The sequence below is a fragment of the Pedobacter sp. genome (assembly GCF_035566355.1).
In the GTDB taxonomy this organism is placed as follows: Bacteria; Bacteroidota; Bacteroidia; order Sphingobacteriales; family Sphingobacteriaceae; genus Pedobacter.
In genome coordinates this window covers 1-19,364 of sequence record NZ_DATMRL010000570.1, presented here as the reverse complement: position 1 = coordinate 19,364, position 19,364 = coordinate 1, and the positions used below count along the sequence as shown (strand labels likewise).

Genomic DNA, 19,364 nt, shown 5'->3' with positions numbered 1-19,364 from the left:
CAACCTGAATTATAAAGGAACTTTGGATACCCTTGGACAGGAAATTACAGCAGATGTTGATTTTGCTCAATATAAATCCAGAGAAGAGAGTGATTTTAACAACGTTTATTTAAATGCCGCAGGTCAGTCTTACAAACCAGATTATATTTTTACCAATTCAACCCCCACCAATGTTAAGATCTATTCAGGAAAAGTAGACTATACCTATCCAATCAATAAAGAAACCAAACTGGATCTTGGTCTGAAATCCAGCTTCGTAAAAACAGATAACAGTTTCATATTCCAGAATTTCATTAACAATAGCTTTGTAAACGATCCTGCCCGCAGTAACCAGTTTCTTTATGATGAAAACATCAACGCGGCCTATGCCAATATGAAAAGGAAATTTAAAACCACAACTGTTCAACTTGGACTGAGAGCAGAACAAACCAATTCTAAAGGGAATTCAGTTACTGACCAAAAGGTCGTAAACCGTCATTATTTTGATCTTTTTCCAAGCCTGTTCGTCAATCAGGAGCTTTCCAAAGACCACGAAGTCGGTTTTTCTTACAGCAGGAGGATTGATCGCCCGGATTACAGCAATTTAAATCCTTTTGTAAGTTACCTGGACCTGTACAGCTACAGATTCGGTAATCCATTCCTAAAACCTCAGTACACCAATTCATTTGAAATATCTTACTCCTTTAAGAAAACCTTAAATGTGAGCTTTGGTTATAGCCATACCAGTGATGTTATGTCTGATGTGTTGCTAACGGATACGGCTAAAAAAACGATATTCATTTCTACCCAGAACCTGGCGACACAGGATTCTTACAATATGAACGCCAGCTATCCGGTTCAAATCACAAAATGGTGGAGTTCCAACAACAACCTTACGGTGTATTATAATAAGTTTAAAACCCCAAATCTGCTCGGCATGCCTTATGAAAGTGGAAAACTGGCTTTTAACCTGAACACCAATCAAACCATCACCTTAAACCCAACAACCAATATTGAATGGTCGGGCTATTATCAGTCGAAACAAGTGTATGGCACACTATTAATCAATGCCCAATATGGGATAGATCTGGGTTTCAGTAAATCCTTTATGGATAAAAAATTGAATTTAAAGTTTGCAGCTAACGATATTTTTAAATTACAAAAAAGTGTGATCACGAGCGCCCTACCCTCGCAAAACTATGTGGTCAATGAACGATGGGAAAGTCAGGTTTTCAGATTGACTTGTACGTATCGTTTTGGCAGCAGCAATATTAAGGGAGCGCGTGAGCGTTCCAGCGGCTCTGAATCTGAAAGTCGCCGGGTAAAATCGGGCGGGTAAAATCACCTTAAATCTTTAGCTTTGTGTTTTTGCATTTAAAACACAAACTCTTGTACTCTAAAGATCAGGCCAGCGCATTAAAACAGGCTTTTTGGACAGCTTTCGGTCAGTATATGGCCCTTGAAAGTTCTGCTGAAGGTTTAAAGATCAACTGGATCAATTATAAAACAGGCATCAAACATCTTCATTTTAAAATGCAGGCAGACAAACGTACCGCCTGCATTTTTATAGAAATGTCACATCCGGATACCGGTATACAACAGCTCATGATGGAGCAGTTTATCTCCTATCGGAATATTTTACAGGCTTCTTTGGGAGAGGAATGGGAATGGAATTTACACCAACAGGACGAACATTATAAAACTGTTAGCCGGATTTTCACATCTATCGAAGGGGTAAGTATCTTTAAACAAGAAGACTGGCCTACACTGATTTCATTTTTCAAACCCCGTATGGTGGCACTAGATGCCTTCTGGACTGATGCACAATACGGTTTTGAGCTGTTCAGGTAAAACTTATCATATAGAAAAACTGTGGGCGTATTCAAATTTTACGCCCACAGGTGCTGTTTATTTTATTTTTCTACAAATTCTTTGAGAGATATGCCCAAAATATCTGTCCATCCAGCATTGAAACTTGTTCTTGCAAAAGAAGGATGATCCTGTGGGAAGCTCTCCAGACCAGTATGGGTCAATTTCAGGCGGGTATGGTCGCCTTCTTCAAAAAGTTCAAAAGTTACCTCCGAAATTCCATCAGACAATTCAGGATAGCTCCAGGTATAGGCAATTTTCCGCCCCTCTTCAACGGCTGTAACGACACATTTATGCAGGAACATTTCTCCCTTATCTCCGGCTTCAAATTGAAATTCAAAGCCTACTTCAGGTTTAAATTCTTTCAGATTAAAATACCATTGTTCCATCTGATCCCTGTTGGTAATGGCTTTCCAAACTTTACTGATCGGAGCATGATAAGTGCGTTCCAAAATTAATGCTTCTGTTTTCATACATTTTTATTTTAGGTTATTATTTTCTGGCAGTGATAAAAATTCTCCAAGTGCATCGAGTTTAGTGTTCCAAAATGCACGGTATTGCTCTACCCATTCTTTGACGGCCTCTAGCTTTTTCAGCTCGGCATGACAAATCCGTTCTCTCCCCTGCTGTTTTACCCCGATCAGTCCGCATTCCATTAGAATTTTAATATGCTTGGAAATTGCAGGTCTGCTGATCTCAAAATGATCAGCTACGGTATTTAAATTTAAAGACTGCCTGGATAGCAAATGGATAATATCTCTTCTTGTAGGATCAGCAATGGCCTGGAATACATCTCTTCTCATTTTCTATATTATTATGAAACCTTTCGGTTACAAATATATAGGAAACCTTTCGGTTACACAAAATATTTTTCAAAAACATTAAAAAAAAACCGCCCCTGAAAAAGGGCGGCTATATATTAAATTAAATATGGATAGGCCTGCTTATCCGCGGAGCTTACTCCAGATCAGATAAGTGGCTCCCCAGGAGAAACCTGCACCAAATGCTGTTAAGATCATTTTGTCACCTGTTTTGAAATCATTTTTATAATCCCACAGACATAAAGGTATAGTAGCCGCAGTCGTATTTCCGTAACGGTCTATATTTACTTTTACATGATCGGTTGAAATATCCAGTTTCTCACCTACAGCCTGAATGATTCTCAGGTTGGCCTGATGTGGCACCAGCCAGTTTACATCGGATGACTTCAGGTCATTTCTTTCAAAAACTTCGTTACAGGTTTGGGTCATCCCTTCAATAGCTGCTTTAAAAACTACCCGGCCATTTTGGCTAATGTAATTTAGTTTATTAGTTACTGTTTCTATAGACGACGGGTTCATAGATCCACCTGCCTGAACAATAAGCTGTTCTTTTCCACTTCCATCGGTTCTGAAAACATTGTCTATAACCCCAGTATGTTCAGTGGTCTGTTCCAGTAACACTGCCCCAGCTCCATCACCGAAAAGAATACAGGTATTTCTATCTTCATAATTAATGATGGCGCTGTTTTTATCTGCTCCGATCACAATTACGTTTTTATACCTGCCGCCTTCAATTAAACTGGCGCCCAGCGTTAATGCATACAGGAAACCACTGCAGGCAGCATTAGAATCTACGCCCCAGGCATTCACCAATCCAGCTTTCTCACAAACTACACTAGCTGTAGATACCATAATATAATCTGGCGTAGAAGTAGCTACAATAACACATTCTATGGCCTCAGGACTCATCTTTGCGTCATTCAATAAACGTTCTACTGCTTTTACGGCAAGATCGGATGTTGCAATATGAGCGTCATTTACAATTCTTCTTTCTTTAATGCCTGTCCGGGCCACAATCCATTCATCATTTGTATCAACCATTTTCTCCAGGTCATGGTTGGTCAAAACATTCTCAGGTACATATCCACCTAAAGCTGTTATAGCAGCATTATATCTAGTTCTCATTAATCAATTTCAATTCGGTGCGCAAAACTAACAAATATTTACAGCTACGTTACACTTTATTTTTTTTGAAATGTACCTTTGTGACAAGTCCATAACAATATGAAATATTCAACTCAGCCACTCTCCATTCTTTTTTGTGCCGTTCTTCTTTTGGTTTCCTCTTGTAAAAACAATAAAAAACTGCCTATTTTAGGCGAACGGGCTACTGAAACCGTTAAAAACGAAGATGGTACCACCCGGATAGATTCTGTGTATCAAACCATTCCGGCCTTTAAATTTTTAAATCAGGATAGTATCTACATTACCAACGATAAATTTAAAGACAAAATATATATTGCAGATTTCTTTTTCACTTCCTGTTCCAGCATCTGTCCTATTATGCACCGGAATTTGAAAACTATCTTTGATCAGTATAAGGACAATAAAGAAGTAGGCTTTCTTTCTCATACCATAGATTTTAAATACGACAAACCTTCTGTTTTGAAAAAGTATGCGCAAAAGCTTGGTGTATACGGAGATCAGTGGCAGTTTGTTTACGGACCAAAAGAAGAAGTATATGGAATTGCAGAAAAGAACTATCTGGTTGCCGTAATGGAAGATAAAAACGATAAAGACGGCTATGTACACCAGGGCTGGCTGGTTCTTATTGATAAAGACAAACGCATCCGCGGGGCCTATGATGGCACAAACCCAGAGGCTATTGCCAAACTCATCAAAGATATCCCTGTTCTTTTAGCTGAATATAAAAAGTAATCATGCGAAAACATCTTATAGCGGCCTTCTTTATTCTTTCAATTTCCATGATCGTGTATTCCTGCCAAACCGCAGGCCAGGTAGAACAGGATATGTATTATACCAATGGCCGGGACTTGTATATTAAACATTGCCAGAATTGCCATGGTGCCAAAGGAGAAGGGCTGGGTGCATTGACACCACCTTTAACAGACACACTCTACCTGAAAAACAACAAAAGCAATCTGGCTTGTATCATAAAACATGGCTTACGCGGACCAATTACTGTAGGTGGCAAAAACTTCGACGATAAAATGCCTGATTTTGAAAATCTTGCGGATATAGATATTGCCCAGCTGATCGTATATATTACCAATTCTGCCGGTAACAAGCAAGGCATGTACAAAACAGAACAGGTTGCAAAAGATCTGGCAGACTGCAAAAAATAAATATAAACCTGATCTAGACGGCCTGCTTTTGGGCTAAAGGCTGTTTCATTAACATCCACACCAGCCCAACGCAGGCATATAGACACAACACCATTGCGGGCCCCACCGTTACGGCATTGGTACCCGGGCTGCTCTGAATAAAGAGCGAGAGTAACGATAAGCCCAGTCCACCTCCCAGAAAATAAGCCGTTGAGGCAATACTGGAGGCTAAGCCATAATGCTCTGAGGGTATTCCATGCACTGAAATCACAGAGAAGCTGGTAAAGCAAATGGTCATACCCAATCCGGTCACACAGGCAACCGAGAGTAAAATCAAAGGCAAATAATGATCAGACATCATCGAACAGATAAGCAAAAAACCGCCTGCAACCATTAGGGCCATCCCCAGGATACCGGTTTGTTTAACATCGAATTTCTTCATTAAGCCCGGGAGTACAAATTTGGCAACCACAGCAGAAAGGATACTGAATGGCACCAGTAACAAGCCTGCTTTTGCAGCACTGAAACTCATATCTTTCTGCATCATCAGTGACAAAAGGAATAAGAAGCCTGTAAAAAATGCCCCAAGCAACAAAAAAGCACCTATGCCGGTAATGATTGGTGGCAATGCCAAAAGCTTGAGATCCACCAGTGGTGCCGGGTGTTCTGAAAGCCTTTGTTTGAGTAAATAAATCCCAAGTCCAACTCCTGTGAACAGTGCGATTAATCTCCCGTAGTTTTCCCGGATATGCCCAATTTCATGAACCCCATAACTCAGCATTAAAAGACAGATCACCAGCAAAAGACCTGAAATGATATCCGGGCGCTCTTTAATATCCCTCTTAAGATCAGGATCAAGGGCAAACCAGGCAAATATTAAAACCAGCATCAATACAGGCACATTAATAAAGAAGACCCATTGCCAGCCCCAATAAGTGGCAATCAAACCGCCTAAAGATAAACCACTGCCAGAACCAATGGCGGCAAATGAACTAAAAATGGCTATAGCCTTGCTACGCTCTCTGGTTTCGGTGAATGTATGGGTAACAATTGAAAGTGCGGCTGGCATAATTAAAGCAGCTGCCATCCCCTGAATGGCACGAAAGAAGGCCAGCAACTCAAATGAAGGGGAAAGTCCGGCACCTAAGGATGTCAGTAAAAACAATGCTGCCCCGGCAATAAAGATGGTTTTACGTCCAATCACATCCGACAGTTTTCCTCCAATAATCAGGAAGCCTCCGTACAGCAATACATATAAAGTTTGAAGCCATTGCACTTTATCACTACTCAATCCATAGTGGGTCTGGATAGAGGGTACAGCCAAATTGATAATGGCGATATCCAGGGCTTCCACAAAAATACCTATAGAAGCTATAATAAGAATGATGTTTTTTCTTCGAGTCATACAAATTCGGAATAAAATCCTAAACAAAGGTATAACATGGAACACAATTGAAAAAAACTCTTATTTATTTAGAACAAAATATATAATATAAGTATGTTTACAGAACAAACATACAAATCAAACACAACTATGAATACGTTCGCAGAACAAGAACCTCCGGTAAACCTGGATCAAAAGGATTATGAGATTCTGAAATTGCTTCAGGAAGATGCAAAACAAACCATCCGTGAAATTGCGGCCAAAGTACATTTGAGCCCTACGCCCACGCATGAGAGGATTAAACGTTTGGAAAAAACAGGCGTTATTAAGCAATACGCTGCCATATTAGATCACCAAAAAATAAATAAAGGTATTATGGTCATCTGCCAGATCTCTCTGGTACAGCACAACAGAAAGGCTGCCGGAGAATTTCTCCATGCTGTGCTCCAGTTCGAAGAAGTCGTAGAATGTTATAATATATCAGGAGATTTTGATTTTATGATTAAGATTGTTGTGGAAAGCATGGAGAGTTACCACTACTTTTGTGTAAACCGTTTGGGAGAAGTTCCGGGGATTGCACAGACCAAAAGTATCTTTGTAATGGCCAGCCTGAAGCAAACACATAGATTGCTGTAAATGACTACAAAATAAGGTAAGCCTCAGGCAATTCCCCTTTTCTGGAGAAAAATAAATAAAACGGTGATTTGAATGTTCTTATTAAAGTTTTTTCCTGCTCAACTCAAATTCAGCAAACAAAAATTCATAGCTTTGAGGCGATGAAGTTATACAGGTTATTTTTGTTGTTATTTCTGGTAGCATTTACGGGTCAGACCTTTGCGCAAAGCAGTTCAGAACTAAAAAAGAAAAAACAAGCGATACAGAAAGAAATCGATCTATTACAAAGGAGTCTAAACACTACAGTTAAGGGTAAAAAACTTACACTGAGTCAAATCAATGCATTAAACACTAAGATCAGTTTAATGCAAAGTAAGATTGATGTGATCAACGCTGAAATGAAAAACCTGGACAGTCAGATTCATGAAAACACCACTATAGTTCACTCTCTCAAAGATCAGCTGGCACAGCTGAAATTACAGTATGCTGCAATGATCAGATTTGCGCAGAAGAACAAAAACGCCTACAGTAAAATGATGTTTATCTTTGCTTCCAAAGATTTTCACCAGGCTTATAAACGAATCAAATACCTTCAGGAGTTTAGCCGTTACCGTAAAAAGCAGGCCGACTTTATCCAGGGCAAGGAAAAGAACCTCAATTATAAGATTGTTATCCTCGACAAAAGCCTGAAAGAAAAAAGCAGTTTATTGCAGGAACAGGAAAATGAACAGAATAAGTTAGGCAAGAACAAAGAAGAACAAGCTGCTGCACTCAACAAACTCGCCAAGCAAGAGAAACAATATAAGCAGGACCTGGATTCCAGAATGAAACAAAGAGCTCAGATTGATAAGAGCATCCAGGCGGCTATCCGAAGGGAAATTGAAATCGCAAAAAGAAAAGCCTTAGAGAAAGCAAGGCTGGAAGCAGCAAGGGCAAGAGCTGCAGCCTTAGCTAAAGCTAAAGCAGAAGCTGCTGCATTGGCCAGGGCACAAGCTAAAGCCAGGGCAGAAAATAAACCGGTACCTGTTGCACCTAAGGTAAAAGAACCAGAAGAAGAGCCTGTAAAAGCTTCTTCTAATTATTTAACAGCAACACCTGAAGCGGCAAAATTGTCGTCCGCTTTCCAGAACAACCGGGGCTCTTTGCCTTGGCCGGTGGCATCAGGTTCAATTACCGAGGGATTTGGTCGTCACAAACAAGGACAAGCCAATTATGACAACAGCGGAGTGACCATTACAACTGCACCCGGGGCAACCGTTAGAGCAGTGTTTGAAGGAAAGGTAACCACGGTCAGAACAGCCTTAGGGAGTTATTTTGTTTTGATTAAACATGGAGAATATTTCACTGTGTATCAAAACCTGCATTCTGTATCTGTTTCTCCGGGTGAAACGGTATCAACTAAACAAGCTATCGGCACCATGCCATCGGGGGGCTCTCCTGAATTACAATTTCAGATTTACAAAGGATCTGTTCCTCAAAATCCAGGCGGCTGGATTTCCAGGTAGATCCTTTAAATTCCACTGTAAAGACCAAAACCTTTTGCAAATTCAAGGGTGGATTGCAAAGATTTAATCATTGAAGGAATTTCATCCGGATTGTATTGCCCTATATTTAAGCTGAACCAGGGCAATGTACTTGCACAGCCAAACCGGGAGAAAGGAAAAAACTCAATGCCTGTCTTTTCCTGCAGATAGCAGCTGATGTCTTTTGCGGTGTCCAGAAATTGATGACAAGGTGTACGTTTTCCTATGATATCTATTTTTAAAGGGAGGTACAAACCACCAAAAAAGCTGGGACCCAGCGTTTGTACCGGATAGCCATTGAATTTCATTCCATAGACGCCCACATGAAAAAGGGTCATCGCTTCAATAAGCGATTGCTGGAACGTATAGGTGCTGGAATTGTATTTCTTAATATTTCGAATATACTGACCGACATATCGCTGGTCTGCCGGATTTGCCAGGAGTGTGCCTTTTTCCGATAAGACACTTTCCATTTTTTGCAAAATCTCTTCCGGACCACGACACCAGACGATACGTAAAGGTCCTGTAGAAGAAAAAGGACGGCACATCGCCTCAGCATAAATCGTATATTCCTTAATCGGGCCGAAAACAGAATAGCAAAGCAATACGTCGTTTCTGAACAACATCCTTGCATGCATTGCATCAAAGAAAAGATAGATCTTCTTTTCGTGTGCTTTCCTTCTTTTGTTTTCATCCAGAATCATAGCAATAATTTCCTTTAGCTGATCTTCTTTTAGTAGTGCACCAACGGGATTGGCTGGCGAACACAAACAAAGCAGCGCGGCATCTTTTAATAATGGCCGTAGTTTAGGAGATACCGGAAGAAAGTGATGCTCCTCCTCTGTTTCTAATTTCTTACCCAAGGCTTCCACCCGGGAGAGATTGTTATGGATATGCCAGTCGGGAGTGGTATAAACGACAACATCTCCGGGACCGCACAAGACTTTAAAGCATGCATCAATCAAAGCTTCCTCCTCTGAAGCATAAAGCACTTTTTCTCCTGATATTCCAATTTGAGGAGCATCGCTGTTGTCTATAAAAAACTCTGGAGGTAAAGGGTAAAATTTAACATTTGCACCATCCCTGGTGAGGTGGCCAATCTTTTTTCCAGCAGGCTGATTTTCCATACTGCAAATCTATAATTTAATTTATTTATCCATTGGATATTTTGAACAGTAAATAAATTACAAATTTTAATTCATTCATCAGTTATTGTTTTATTTTTTGTAATTTTTGTTCCAATATATAGAACAACAGGCGCTAAAAGATTTGTCTTGACCCATCCTTTACCTCGTTCAGACTTATCAAGCTGCTTTGCCAGAGCAGGTGAAATGAAATAATAAAACCGCACAAAAAGTCTTCCTGCTAAAAATGGCATCAATCTTTCATCTCTGTAACGACGCAAAACCATAACTTCAGGAGCATCATAGTTTCCGTAACAAACGGTAGCTATAAAGCACCCTGTTTTCGGTTTTTGTTCCTGCTGACCTTTTATAATTTCATCTATCTGTGTATCTCTTTTGTTTAACGGAGATCTTGAAAGGGGCGCCACCTCCCCTTCCTGAAGACTGTTTACATAGTCTACACTGTCTTTAAGTCCGGCACCGGTATGGTCTTTATACAATTTGACGGCGTCTATTTTCTTCCCATTGAGCAGCAGCGAAGTTAATTCTGCATCTAAGTTTTCACGAAGTGATCTTTCTTTTCCTCCGGCTGAAGTGGTCCTTGTTTCTGTAAATTGATCAATAAAGTCTTTTGCTTCCTTCAGGCCACATTTGGCAGCATCCATGACTAACTTAACCGCTTCAATTTTTCTGTTGCGCTGAAGTAACAATAGTATCTGTGCTTCCTGTTCTTTTGAGATGATAATCATATCATCAGATCCTCAAACAGAGTACCAAAATTTAAATTCATATCTTTTTCATAAAAAATGCATCTATTTAAAAACTATTTCTATCTTTGCGGCCCTAACAACGCGGAAGTGGCGTAATTGGTAGCCGCACCAGACTTAGGATCTGGCGCTTCACGGCGTGGGGGTTCGAGTCCCTTCTTCCGCACAAAAAAACAAAAGCCTTAATATATTTTAGGGCTTTTTGTTTTTGTAAAGCTCAACTTTCCTGCTCAAATAAAAAGACTCAGGTTTCCAAATTACAGATTACGTATCAAATGAGATCCTGAAAATGTGTGATTGAAATACGATTGGTTATATTTATGCCTTAATCTATACTTATGTCATTAGCATCTTTAAAAGTCCTTTATTCACGCGATTTAAATAAACTTAAACTCGAAATTGAATCTTATCAAAATGAACACAACCTGTGGCTCGTTGAAAAAAATATCCTGAATTCGGCGGGAAACCTTTGTCTTCACCTTGCAGGCAACCTCAATACCTATATTGGGAAAGAACTCGGACATACAGGATACGTCAGGGACAGGGATTTGGAGTTTTCATTGAAGAATGTCCCCCGTGCGGAGCTGATCCGTCAAATTGACCTGGTAACCATAACTGTTAGCGAAACACTGAACCAGCTCAGGGAGGAAGATTTACAAAAACCCTATCCTGTCCTGGCCCGCCCGGAACAGGAATCGGTAGAATACATGCTGATCCACCTGGCCATGCATCTTTCTTATCATCTGGGTCAGATCAATTACCACAGACGTTTATTAGACGCCTGACGGGGCTTTTATTAAGCTAATCTTTTTGTATCTTTGCCGCAAATGCAAGCCGTTCTATCGCTGCGATTTATCGGAGAGGAAAGTCCGGGCAACGCAGAGCATCTCGCTTCCTAACGGGAAGAGGTTCAGGATTGAATACCTGAATTATGGAAAGTGCCGCAGAAAATACACCGCCGATGGCTTAGGCACAGGTAAGGTTGAAATCGTGAGGTAAGAGCTCACGAATTTTCCGGGTGACCGGAGAGTTGGTAAACCCCGGGAGTTGAAAGACCAAATAGGCTAACGCATGTAGGGCTGCTCGTCCGATGTTAGTGGGTAGGTCGTTAGAGATAAATGGCAACATTTATACTGGATTAATGATAGAACTTCCAATAAAATGGATGACAGAACCCGGCTTACAGGCTTGCATTTTTTTACTTTTATCCTTGTTTAATGATAAAAGTAAATATATTCGTACTCAGTAATAAAGAATATTTTGTATACCTATGGCGAAATTATTAATAATCGATGATGAGCGGGCGATCAGAAGTACTTTACGTGAAATTCTGGAATATGAGAATTATGACGTGGAAGATATTGATAACGGCGTTGACGGTCTAGAACTCATCAAAAAAAAGAAATTTGATCTCGTATTGTGCGACATCAAAATGAATAGAATGGACGGAATGGAAGTCCTGGAGCAGGCATTAGCCCACAGCCCCGATCTTCCATTTATAATGATATCTGGTCATGGCACAGTAGAAACAGCCATTGAGGCAAGCAAAAAAGGTGCTTTTGATTTCATTTCCAAACCACCGGATCTGAACCGCTTACTGATTACGGTTAGAAACGCTCTGGACAGGGGTACATTAGTAACCGAGACCAAAGTATTAAAAAGAAAGGCCAGTAAAACCCGCGACATTCTGGGCAGCTCCGAGTCTATCAATAAAATTAAAGAAACTATTGAACGTGTAGCCCCTACAGAAGCCCGAGTATTGATTACCGGAGCCAATGGAAGTGGAAAAGAACTGGTTGCCCGTTGGCTGCACGAAAAGTCTCAGAGAGCAGACAACCCTTTAATAGAAGTCAATTGCGCCGCAATCCCTTCAGAATTGATAGAGAGTGAATTGTTTGGCCATGAAAAGGGTTCTTTTACTTCGGCAGTTAAACAACGTATCGGAAAATTTGAACTGGCTAATGGAGGGACATTGTTTCTGGATGAAATTGGAGACATGAGTCTTTCTGCCCAGGCAAAGGTACTTCGTGCACTTCAGGAACATAAAATTACCCGTGTAGGTGGTGAAAAGGAACAGGAAGTCAATGTGCGGGTATTGGCCGCTACGAATAAAGACCTCTTAAAAGAAATTGAAGATGGTAATTTCCGTATGGATTTATACCACCGCTTAAATGTGATTAATATACACGTACCTCATTTAACAGAGCGTATCGAAGATATCCCCGTTATTGCCCAGAACTTTTTAGAGGAGATTTGCAGAGACTATGGTATGCCGGTAAAAACCATCAGTGATGAAGGTATGGCGGCACTACAAAGACTGCCATGGTCAGGGAATGTCCGCGAACTACACAACATGATAGAACGATTGATTATCCTGAGTGATAAAGTGATCACTGGTCATGATGTTACAGCTTTTGCCAATCCTGGTGGTGGTACCAATATTGGAGCGGCACACAGTTCACATCCTGCAGCGCCGGCCTCTTCCAATGGGGCTCCGGATTATGAAAAATTCAATAATTTCCAGGATTATAAAGACCATGCAGAGCGTGAATTCATTAAATTTAAACTGGAAAAAAACAACTGGAACGTATCTAAAACTGCAGATGATATAGATATACAAAGAAGTCATCTTTACAGTAAGATTGAAAAATTTGGACTGAAAAGAGTTACAGAATAATTCGAGTACATATCACAAAAAAGTCCCCTGAGATGATCAGAGGACTTTTTTTTATTACTCCATGTAGTCGGCTTGCCGGCTTAGCAACGCCCTGTACTTATTAAAGATAGAGGTCTTAGATACAAATCCAACATACCTGCCCTGCTCATCTACCACCGGTAATAACCAGGCATTCTGGCTTTCCATCTTGGTGAGTACGGTTTTTAAAGCATCATTGCTTACCACTATCTCGGGGGCGGGATGCATCAATTCACGCACAGATAACTCTTCCTCGCCTGGTTTAGCAGCAATTTTCAGGATATCCTCCATATAGATCAATCCAATAAATATCTCATCAGCATCTACGACCGGAAATAAGTTACGTTTGGCCTGCAGAATATCTCCCATCTTTTCGGACAGCGCATCTGACTGCTTTAACACCAGATAGTCCTTTTCAATCAGGTATTTCAGCTTCATCATATTCAGTACTGTTGTATCTTTATCTTCATGTGATAAAAGAGCACCGCTTTCCGCAAGTGGTTTGGTGTATATTGAATATTTATTTGCACTCCTGCTGATGAAATAAGAAATTGCGGAAGTGATCATTAAAGGCACCATCAAGATATAACCTCCTGTAATTTCGGCGATGAGGAAAATCCCGGTCAACGGTGCATGCATAATTGCGCTTAAAGATGCAGCCATGCCCGCGACGATAAAATTCGCAACGTTTAAATGCGCAATTCCCAATGTATTTGCCGTAAAGGCAACGAGAAATCCAATTAACCCGCCCATAATTAAACTTGGTGCAAAGATCCCCCCATTCCCTCCTGCACCCAGCGTAATCAGCGTTCCAAATGATTTGGCAAATACTGTAATCAGAGTAAACAGGATAATGGCTACCGGTAGGGTTGCATATTCTGAAAATATACTGTTACTGATCACAGCCGTGTAATTGCCACTCAATAAATTTTTGATGGTCACATAACCTTCCCCATATAAAGTTGGAAAAAGAAAAACCAATGCCCCCAACATCAGACCACCAATAACTACCTTTTTATACGGATGCTGAAGCTTATAGAAATAAGATTTAACAAGATAATTTACTTTAACAAAGTAAATGGAAAAGAAACCTATACAAACGGCAAGCAATACATAAAAAGGTAATGCCTGCATTACCCAACCTTCGGTAACCAGATAGAAAAGCTGTTCTGTATAAAACAAACGGGAAACCACTGCAGCCGTAGCAGATGCAAGCAATAAGGGTATAAATGCCGGAATAGTGAATTCAGGCAAAAGAATCTCTATGGCAAATACAATTCCGGCAATAGGGCTGTTGAATGCCCCAGCAATACCTGCTGCTGCACCGCAAGCCAGTAACATGGTTGTTTCCCGATAGGATAGACCAAGAAAACGGCCGACAACAGAACCTATTCCAGCTCCACTGGTCACAATTGGAGCTTCTAAACCGGTAGAGCCACCAAAACCAACCGTTAATGCAGCGGTAATGACCTGCGAATAAATATTATGGGGTTCAACTTTACTGGATTTCTTTGAAATGGTAAACAGCAGCGGGGTTAGACCTGTCTCAAACTTTCCTTTCCGAATAAAGCGTCTTACATACATTACGGAAAGCAAAATACCAATCAGTGGAAAAAAGATATACAAGTAGTATTTGTAATGCCAGTGAAAACCGCTCTGCAGAAAATCTTCAATATGATGAGTAATGGATTTCAAGGCCGCTGCTGCAAGGCCCGCAAGAATTCCCACAATCAGTGCCGCAATAACGAGGAAGTTTCTGTTTGAGATTTTAGTCCTACGATATTGATTAAGGGTATCAATATAGTTCACTAATCTTACATACATGTTGTTTTATTTAACTGTCAAATTTATCCAGTAGTTTAATAAGCGTTGCAAAATCTTTCGGATATGGGGCTTCTATTACAATATCCTGGTCGTCCATACCTTTAAAGACCAAGTGTTTTGCATGTAGGGCAAAGCGCTTCATAATAGGCTGTTCTTCGTCGTCCTTTGCGATACGGTATCCTTTTTTGAGGTTAGAGAGATACACAGGCTTACCTCTGTACATAATATCTCCACAGATAGAAGCACGCTGTGTGGCCAGGTGTATCCTGATCTGGTGCATTCTGCCGGTTACCGGTTTACACTCTACCAGGGTATAGTGTTTATAATATTTTATGGAATTAAAATAGGTTTCAGCCCGCTTTCCTTCTTGTCTGTCAATGGTTACATTTTTATTCCCGTCATTCAGAATCGGCAAGTCTACAAAGAGGTCATTAAAAACAAACTGCCCATCTACAACAGCATGATAAACTTTGTTTACTTTACGCCGTTCAAACTGCATAGAAACATGTCGGTAAGCATCGGGATGCTTGGCAATAATAATAGCACCGCTGGTTTCTTTATCCAGACGGTGACAGACCTGCGCGTCTGAGGAGTATTGTTTAGCGAGGCGAAGGATATTCACCTCGCCGGAACCTCCCCTTTCGTCTAATGAAGCAACAAAGGGAGGTTTATTTACAACGATGTAGTCATCGTTTTCAAATAGGATTAAGTCTTTAAAAGAGGGATATTTCAAGGATATAGTGTTCTTAGCTACAAAAGTACTAAGAAAGTTCGAATTTATAACCTACTCCCTTAACAGTAGACACATAATTCTCTCCAAGTTTTTCTCTTAATTTGCGGATATGTACATCAATAGTACGGTTAGTTACGACCACAGAGTCTTCCCATATGTTTTTAAGAATAGATTCTCTGGTATATACTTTACCTGGTTTGGAGGCCAGAAGATAAAGAAGTTCAAATTCTTTCTTTGCCAAAACTACCTTTTGTCCACCCTGATAAACCAGATAAGCTTCTCTGTCGATGACCAGGTCTCCAATTTCTACCTTGTTTTCTGAAATTTCATCATTGCTTACATTTCTCCTCAGAATAGCATTGATCCTGCTCACCAGCGCTCTTGGTTTTATCGGCTTGGCAATATAATCATCCGCACCAACATTGAATCCTGCAATTTCAGAATATTCCTCACTTCTGGCGGTTAGAAAAACCATAAAGGTGTTTTTAAACTCAGGAATCGCACGCATTAACCTGCAAGCTTCAATTCCATCCATTTTAGGCATCATGATATCCAGGATAATCAGATCAGGATGTACTTTTCTTGCGACGGCGATCCCATCCTGTCCATTGCTTGCTACAAAAACCTGATAACCTTCTTTCTTCAGATTGTATTCTACTAACTCAAGAATATCCGGTTCATCATCGACTATAAGTATTTTTTGTTTGGCAGTGCTCATATCTTTAATTATTTGTTACGAAAATAGGTAATCAAATGCAGTATTAAGTTAAAAGCAAGTTAACAAATTGTTAACAGGACAAGCTATATTAACATGAATTTAGGATTAAAGTAAGGTTTTATTTAAAAAATCTTCCAGTTGCCCCCCTCTAAGGTTCTTAGCAACAATTTTACCCTGAGGATCAATGATAAAGGAACTTGGAATCGCTTCGATTTGATAAAGCCTTACAGTAGGACCTTCGAAGTCTTTAAGCTCACTTCCGTGTGTCCAGGTTAAATGATCGGCAGTAACCGCTTGTTTCCAGGCAGCAACATCTTTATCAAGCGAAACTCCGAAAACTGTAAAATTCTTATCTTTAAACTTATTGTAAGCTTTAACTACATTAGGATTCTCCTGTCTGCAAGGCTGACACCAGGATGCCCAGAAATCAAGCAGTACATATTTACCTTTAAAATCTGAAAGGCTTACCTGTTTTCCATCAATACTGGTCATAGTGAATGCCGGTGCCGGCTGTCCTACCTGAAGGGCTTTAAGCTTTGACATCCTGGTTACAAACTCAGTTACTGCAGGATTGCTACCAAAATTACCCTTGATCTGATCTGCATAAGCCACCATCTCTTTTTCAAAATCTGCAGGATTAAGCAAATTAATAGCATAGAAACCAGCAAGTGATTTGGTGTTTTCCTGAGCGAATTTTAAAATCTCTTTGTTCAAACCTTCCATTTCCTGGGTATATTCCGGCCTTAGACTTTCCATAATAGCCTCTCTTTTCTCCGGCTGTTTTGCTACCTGATCATCAAACTTTTGCTGGATGGCATTGATCTTTGTCATGTATTTATTTTTGATCGCATTCAGTGTTTCCAGTTTATCGGCTTCTTCAGCACCAGAAACTTTATAATGCATAGTTTTGTCGTTAAGATCTGCATCGAGTTTAATATCATCACCATTTTTTGCAATGATCATATATTCATTGTGTCCAGCAGAAACTTTAAAAAAGTTAACCTCTGGTGCGGCATGATTAAACTTGAATTCTCCTTTATCAGACAACACAGTGGAATCCAAAGCTACCGGATTGGCTTTATCTAAAGCGAAAAGATAAACTTTACCCTGAGGCGCTGCATTGGCAAATTTTCCGTTAATCACAAATTTACTACTGTCTTTACAAGCACTGAAGGCTAACCCTGCCACTAAAACGTATCCTAATTTCCTCATCATTATATTTTCTATATATTAACTTAATTTCTCCTGAACCAGGGCATTCACCTTTTGCGGATCTGCTTTCCCCTTTGCCAGTTTTAAAACTTCTCCAACAAACAGGCCAAGAACACCTTTTTTTCCATTTTTATAGGCTTTTACCTGAGGTTCATATTTTTGAAGTACCTGATCTATAAAATTATTTAACTCATCTTGATTGTCTTCAATCAATAAATTCAGTTCTCTGGCCAAAGTGGTCGCTTCTGAGCCTTCTCTTTTTTCTAATTCAGGTAACAATTGCTGCAAAGCAACCTGCTGTGTAATTTTTTTATCGTCACAGAGGTTGATAACCTCTGCCAATTGAGCGGGGCTTACGTTATAATTACCAATCTCCATTTCCCGGTCACTCAACAATGCTCTTACAGGCCCCACCAACCAGTTGATCAGGCTTTTTTTATGTTTTACTTTGGTTACTGCCAAATTTAAAAAACTCAACAGGCCTGCATCTTCCGCCAGAATAGTTGCTTCTGAGTTGCTGATTCCAAAATCATGAATCAGTTTTTTTGAAATTTCTGCGGGCAAGGCCGGCATCTCTTCTTTCAATTGCTTTAACCATTCGTCAGAAATGACTATTGGTGCCAGATCCGGATCCGGAAAGTAGCGGTAATCATTTGCTTCTTCTTTGCTCCGCATGGGTGAGGTTGTTCCTTTCTCTGCATCAAAGTTCAGGGTGCTTTGAATGATTTCCCCTCCGGAACTTACAATAACACTCTGACGGCCAAATTCATGGTCCATTGCACGCCTTACATTTCTGATGGAATTTAAGTTTTTGACTTCACAACGTGTGCCGAAAACCTGAGTACCAACTTTACGGATAGAGATATTGGCGTCACAACGAAGACTTCCCTCTTCCATGTTGCCATCACTGACATTAAGATGCCTCACCAGCTTTCTCATTTCAGTAAGCAATGCAGAGGCTTCCTCTGAACTTCTGATATCTGGTTCTGTAACAATTTCTATTAAAGGCACCCCCGCTCGGTTGAGGTCTACAAAAGAATAAGAGGCATTCTGATCATGTAAACTTTTACCTGCATCCTCTTCCAGATGAATACGGTTGATCCCAATACGTTTAGTCTCTCCATTCCCAAGAACAACATCAAGGTAACCATTTTGACAAATGGGTTTATTATCCTGCGTAATCTGATACCCCTTCGGCAGATCGGCATAAAAATAATTCTTACGATCAAAAAAATTAGTTTGATTAATCGTGCAATTCAATGCCAGCCCCATTCTTACCGCTTTAGCCACCACCTCCCTATTCAGTTTTGGTAATGCTCCGGGCAAAGCAAGTGACACCGGAGAAATGTGTTCATTAGGTTTTGCGCCAAAGGAAGCGCTATCTGACGAAAATATTTTAGTATGGGTATTTAACTGTACATGGATCTCTAAACCTGATACCAGTTCAAATTCTGAAGTTTCGGCTGCCTTAGTGGTACTCATTTAAGGGGTTATATATGTAACAAAATTTATTTGTCTCCATTGCAAATATAACCAAAATAGTGGTACGAGAGGATTTCTATCAAATAGTTACATAAGATGGAGATTTAAAATTAAACCTTGGCACAGACTTTGAATCAAAGCTTATACACACACAAATAAATAAGGCTATGAAAAAATTAATTGTATTTGCATTGATCGGTTTTGCCGCAATTGCTGTTACGCCTGCTAAAGCACAGGTTAGCGTTAGTATTAACATAGGCTCTCAACCTGCATGGGGACCAAGAGGTTATAACCATGTAGATTATTACTATTTACCAGAGGTACAATCTTATT

The 19,364-nt window shown here is 40.1% G+C and carries 19 protein-coding genes, 1 tRNA gene and 1 other RNA gene; 10 read left to right on the top strand and 11 right to left on the bottom strand.

The features are described from left to right. Positions 1 to 1,318 (top strand): outer membrane beta-barrel family protein (locus VNZ46_RS22430; RefSeq protein WP_325562791.1); only part of this gene is annotated, 1,318 nt, incomplete at its 5' end. A gap of 50 nt (positions 1,319 to 1,368) precedes the next feature. Continuing rightward, a complete protein-coding gene (locus VNZ46_RS22425; RefSeq protein ID WP_325562789.1) occupies positions 1,369 to 1,830 on the top strand; it encodes a DUF4268 domain-containing protein in 462 nt (153 codons plus the stop codon). Between the two features lie 62 nt (positions 1,831 to 1,892). On the opposite strand, the gene VNZ46_RS22420 is transcribed toward VNZ46_RS22425, so the two are convergent. From VNZ46_RS22420 to VNZ46_RS22410, 3 genes are all read right to left on the bottom strand, one after another. Further along, a complete protein-coding gene (locus tag VNZ46_RS22420; RefSeq protein ID WP_325562787.1) occupies positions 1,893 to 2,321 on the bottom strand; it encodes an SRPBCC domain-containing protein in 429 nt (142 codons plus the stop codon). A gap of 6 nt (positions 2,322 to 2,327) precedes the next feature. Next, positions 2,328 to 2,651 carry a metalloregulator ArsR/SmtB family transcription factor gene (locus tag VNZ46_RS22415; protein WP_325562785.1) on the bottom strand — a complete coding sequence of 108 codons (324 nt, stop codon included), beginning with the start codon at positions 2,649 to 2,651 and terminating at the stop codon, positions 2,328 to 2,330. A gap of 141 nt (positions 2,652 to 2,792) precedes the next feature. Next, complete coding sequence (locus VNZ46_RS22410; protein WP_325562783.1) at positions 2,793 to 3,794, bottom strand: beta-ketoacyl-ACP synthase III; 1,002 nt, start codon at positions 3,792 to 3,794, stop codon at positions 2,793 to 2,795. A 99-nt stretch (positions 3,795 to 3,893) separates the two neighbouring features. Here VNZ46_RS22410 and VNZ46_RS22405 point away from each other — a divergent pair, with 99 nt between their 5' ends. After that, positions 3,894 to 4,547, top strand: coding sequence for an SCO family protein (locus tag VNZ46_RS22405; RefSeq protein ID WP_325562781.1), 654 nt, complete (start codon positions 3,894 to 3,896; stop codon positions 4,545 to 4,547). Between the two features lie 2 nt (positions 4,548 to 4,549). After that, positions 4,550 to 4,975: a c-type cytochrome gene (locus VNZ46_RS22400; RefSeq protein WP_199075758.1), complete on the top strand. Its 426-nt coding sequence runs from the start codon at positions 4,550 to 4,552 to the stop codon at positions 4,973 to 4,975. Positions 4,976 to 4,988: 13 nt separating this feature from the next. Here the strand turns inward: VNZ46_RS22400 and VNZ46_RS22395 are convergent, their stop codons facing one another. After that, entirely contained in the window at positions 4,989 to 6,359 is a 1,371-nt protein-coding gene (locus VNZ46_RS22395) for an MFS transporter (RefSeq protein ID WP_325562778.1), read from the bottom strand. 129 nt (positions 6,360 to 6,488) lie between these two features. Between VNZ46_RS22395 and VNZ46_RS22390 the strand changes: the two genes are divergently transcribed. Together VNZ46_RS22390 and VNZ46_RS22385 are read left to right on the top strand one after the other, a co-directional pair. Continuing rightward, positions 6,489 to 6,974, top strand: a complete 486-nt coding sequence (locus VNZ46_RS22390) for an Lrp/AsnC family transcriptional regulator (protein WP_199075754.1) — start codon at positions 6,489 to 6,491, stop codon at positions 6,972 to 6,974. A gap of 140 nt (positions 6,975 to 7,114) precedes the next feature. Continuing rightward, complete coding sequence (locus tag VNZ46_RS22385; RefSeq protein ID WP_325562775.1) at positions 7,115 to 8,458, top strand: murein hydrolase activator EnvC family protein; 1,344 nt, start codon at positions 7,115 to 7,117, stop codon at positions 8,456 to 8,458. 5 nt (positions 8,459 to 8,463) lie between these two features. Here VNZ46_RS22385 and VNZ46_RS22380 read toward each other — a convergent pair whose 3' ends face one another. Both VNZ46_RS22380 and VNZ46_RS22375 read right to left on the bottom strand, forming a co-directional pair. After that, positions 8,464 to 9,603, bottom strand: coding sequence for an aminotransferase class I/II-fold pyridoxal phosphate-dependent enzyme (locus VNZ46_RS22380; RefSeq protein WP_325562773.1), 1,140 nt, complete (start codon positions 9,601 to 9,603; stop codon positions 8,464 to 8,466). 71 nt (positions 9,604 to 9,674) lie between these two features. Beyond that, a complete protein-coding gene (locus VNZ46_RS22375; RefSeq protein ID WP_325562771.1) occupies positions 9,675 to 10,349 on the bottom strand; it encodes a CFI-box-CTERM domain-containing protein in 675 nt (224 codons plus the stop codon). A 102-nt stretch (positions 10,350 to 10,451) separates the two neighbouring features. Between VNZ46_RS22375 and VNZ46_RS22370 the strand changes: the two genes are divergently transcribed. The 4 genes from VNZ46_RS22370 to VNZ46_RS22355 all read left to right on the top strand — a co-directional run bounded on the left by VNZ46_RS22370 (position 10,452) and on the right by VNZ46_RS22355 (position 13,044). Further along, positions 10,452 to 10,533 (top strand) — tRNA-Leu (locus VNZ46_RS22370). Between the two features lie 172 nt (positions 10,534 to 10,705). Beyond that, the gene (locus VNZ46_RS22365; protein ID WP_325562769.1) at positions 10,706 to 11,152 is read left to right on the top strand and encodes a DUF1572 family protein; all 447 of its coding nucleotides are present in this window, start codon (positions 10,706 to 10,708) and stop codon (positions 11,150 to 11,152) included. Positions 11,153 to 11,193: 41 nt separating this feature from the next. Beyond that, positions 11,194 to 11,566, top strand: an RNA gene (gene rnpB, locus VNZ46_RS22360) — RNase P RNA component class A. A 71-nt stretch (positions 11,567 to 11,637) separates the two neighbouring features. Continuing rightward, positions 11,638 to 13,044, top strand: coding sequence for a sigma-54 dependent transcriptional regulator (locus VNZ46_RS22355; protein WP_325562767.1), 1,407 nt, complete (start codon positions 11,638 to 11,640; stop codon positions 13,042 to 13,044). A gap of 54 nt (positions 13,045 to 13,098) precedes the next feature. Here VNZ46_RS22355 and VNZ46_RS22350 read toward each other — a convergent pair whose 3' ends face one another. From VNZ46_RS22350 to gatB, 5 genes are all read right to left on the bottom strand, one after another. Further along, complete coding sequence (locus VNZ46_RS22350) at positions 13,099 to 14,886, bottom strand: chloride channel protein (RefSeq protein WP_325562765.1); 1,788 nt, start codon at positions 14,884 to 14,886, stop codon at positions 13,099 to 13,101. A gap of 10 nt (positions 14,887 to 14,896) precedes the next feature. Next, the gene (locus VNZ46_RS22345) at positions 14,897 to 15,619 is read right to left on the bottom strand and encodes an RluA family pseudouridine synthase (RefSeq protein WP_325562763.1); all 723 of its coding nucleotides are present in this window, start codon (positions 15,617 to 15,619) and stop codon (positions 14,897 to 14,899) included. A gap of 28 nt (positions 15,620 to 15,647) precedes the next feature. Continuing rightward, positions 15,648 to 16,337 (bottom strand): response regulator transcription factor, encoded by a 690-nt coding sequence (locus VNZ46_RS22340; RefSeq protein WP_108553553.1) that lies wholly within the window; start codon positions 16,335 to 16,337, stop codon positions 15,648 to 15,650. 105 nt (positions 16,338 to 16,442) lie between these two features. Next, positions 16,443 to 17,552: a TlpA disulfide reductase family protein gene (locus tag VNZ46_RS22335; protein WP_325562761.1), complete on the bottom strand. Its 1,110-nt coding sequence runs from the start codon at positions 17,550 to 17,552 to the stop codon at positions 16,443 to 16,445. Between the two features lie 15 nt (positions 17,553 to 17,567). Next, complete coding sequence (gene gatB, locus VNZ46_RS22330; protein ID WP_325562759.1) at positions 17,568 to 19,031, bottom strand: Asp-tRNA(Asn)/Glu-tRNA(Gln) amidotransferase subunit GatB; 1,464 nt, start codon at positions 19,029 to 19,031, stop codon at positions 17,568 to 17,570. Positions 19,032 to 19,364: the final 333 nt, after the last annotated feature.

Coding starts and splice junctions, on each gene's coding strand:
- VNZ46_RS22380 (WP_325562773.1), bottom strand. CDS start 9,603: ATGGAAAATCAGCCTGCTGGAAAAAAGATTGGCCACCTCACCAGGGAT.
- VNZ46_RS22390 (WP_199075754.1), top strand. CDS start 6,489: ATGAATACGTTCGCAGAACAAGAACCTCCGGTAAACCTGGATCAAAAG.
- VNZ46_RS22410 (WP_325562783.1), bottom strand. CDS start 3,794: ATGAGAACTAGATATAATGCTGCTATAACAGCTTTAGGTGGATATGTA.
- VNZ46_RS22335 (WP_325562761.1), bottom strand. CDS start 17,552: ATGATGAGGAAATTAGGATACGTTTTAGTGGCAGGGTTAGCCTTCAGT.
- VNZ46_RS22415 (WP_325562785.1), bottom strand. CDS start 2,651: ATGAGAAGAGATGTATTCCAGGCCATTGCTGATCCTACAAGAAGAGAT.
- VNZ46_RS22340 (WP_108553553.1), bottom strand. CDS start 16,337: ATGAGCACTGCCAAACAAAAAATACTTATAGTCGATGATGAACCGGAT.
- gatB (WP_325562759.1), bottom strand. CDS start 19,031: ATGAGTACCACTAAGGCAGCCGAAACTTCAGAATTTGAACTGGTATCA.
- VNZ46_RS22375 (WP_325562771.1), bottom strand. CDS start 10,349: ATGATTATCATCTCAAAAGAACAGGAAGCACAGATACTATTGTTACTT.
- VNZ46_RS22365 (WP_325562769.1), top strand. CDS start 10,706: ATGTCATTAGCATCTTTAAAAGTCCTTTATTCACGCGATTTAAATAAA.
- VNZ46_RS22395 (WP_325562778.1), bottom strand. CDS start 6,359: ATGACTCGAAGAAAAAACATCATTCTTATTATAGCTTCTATAGGTATT.
- VNZ46_RS22405 (WP_325562781.1), top strand. CDS start 3,894: ATGAAATATTCAACTCAGCCACTCTCCATTCTTTTTTGTGCCGTTCTT.
- VNZ46_RS22385 (WP_325562775.1), top strand. CDS start 7,115: ATGAAGTTATACAGGTTATTTTTGTTGTTATTTCTGGTAGCATTTACG.
- VNZ46_RS22350 (WP_325562765.1), bottom strand. CDS start 14,886: ATGTATGTAAGATTAGTGAACTATATTGATACCCTTAATCAATATCGT.
- VNZ46_RS22355 (WP_325562767.1), top strand. CDS start 11,638: ATGGCGAAATTATTAATAATCGATGATGAGCGGGCGATCAGAAGTACT.
- VNZ46_RS22400 (WP_199075758.1), top strand. CDS start 4,550: ATGCGAAAACATCTTATAGCGGCCTTCTTTATTCTTTCAATTTCCATG.
- VNZ46_RS22420 (WP_325562787.1), bottom strand. CDS start 2,321: ATGAAAACAGAAGCATTAATTTTGGAACGCACTTATCATGCTCCGATC.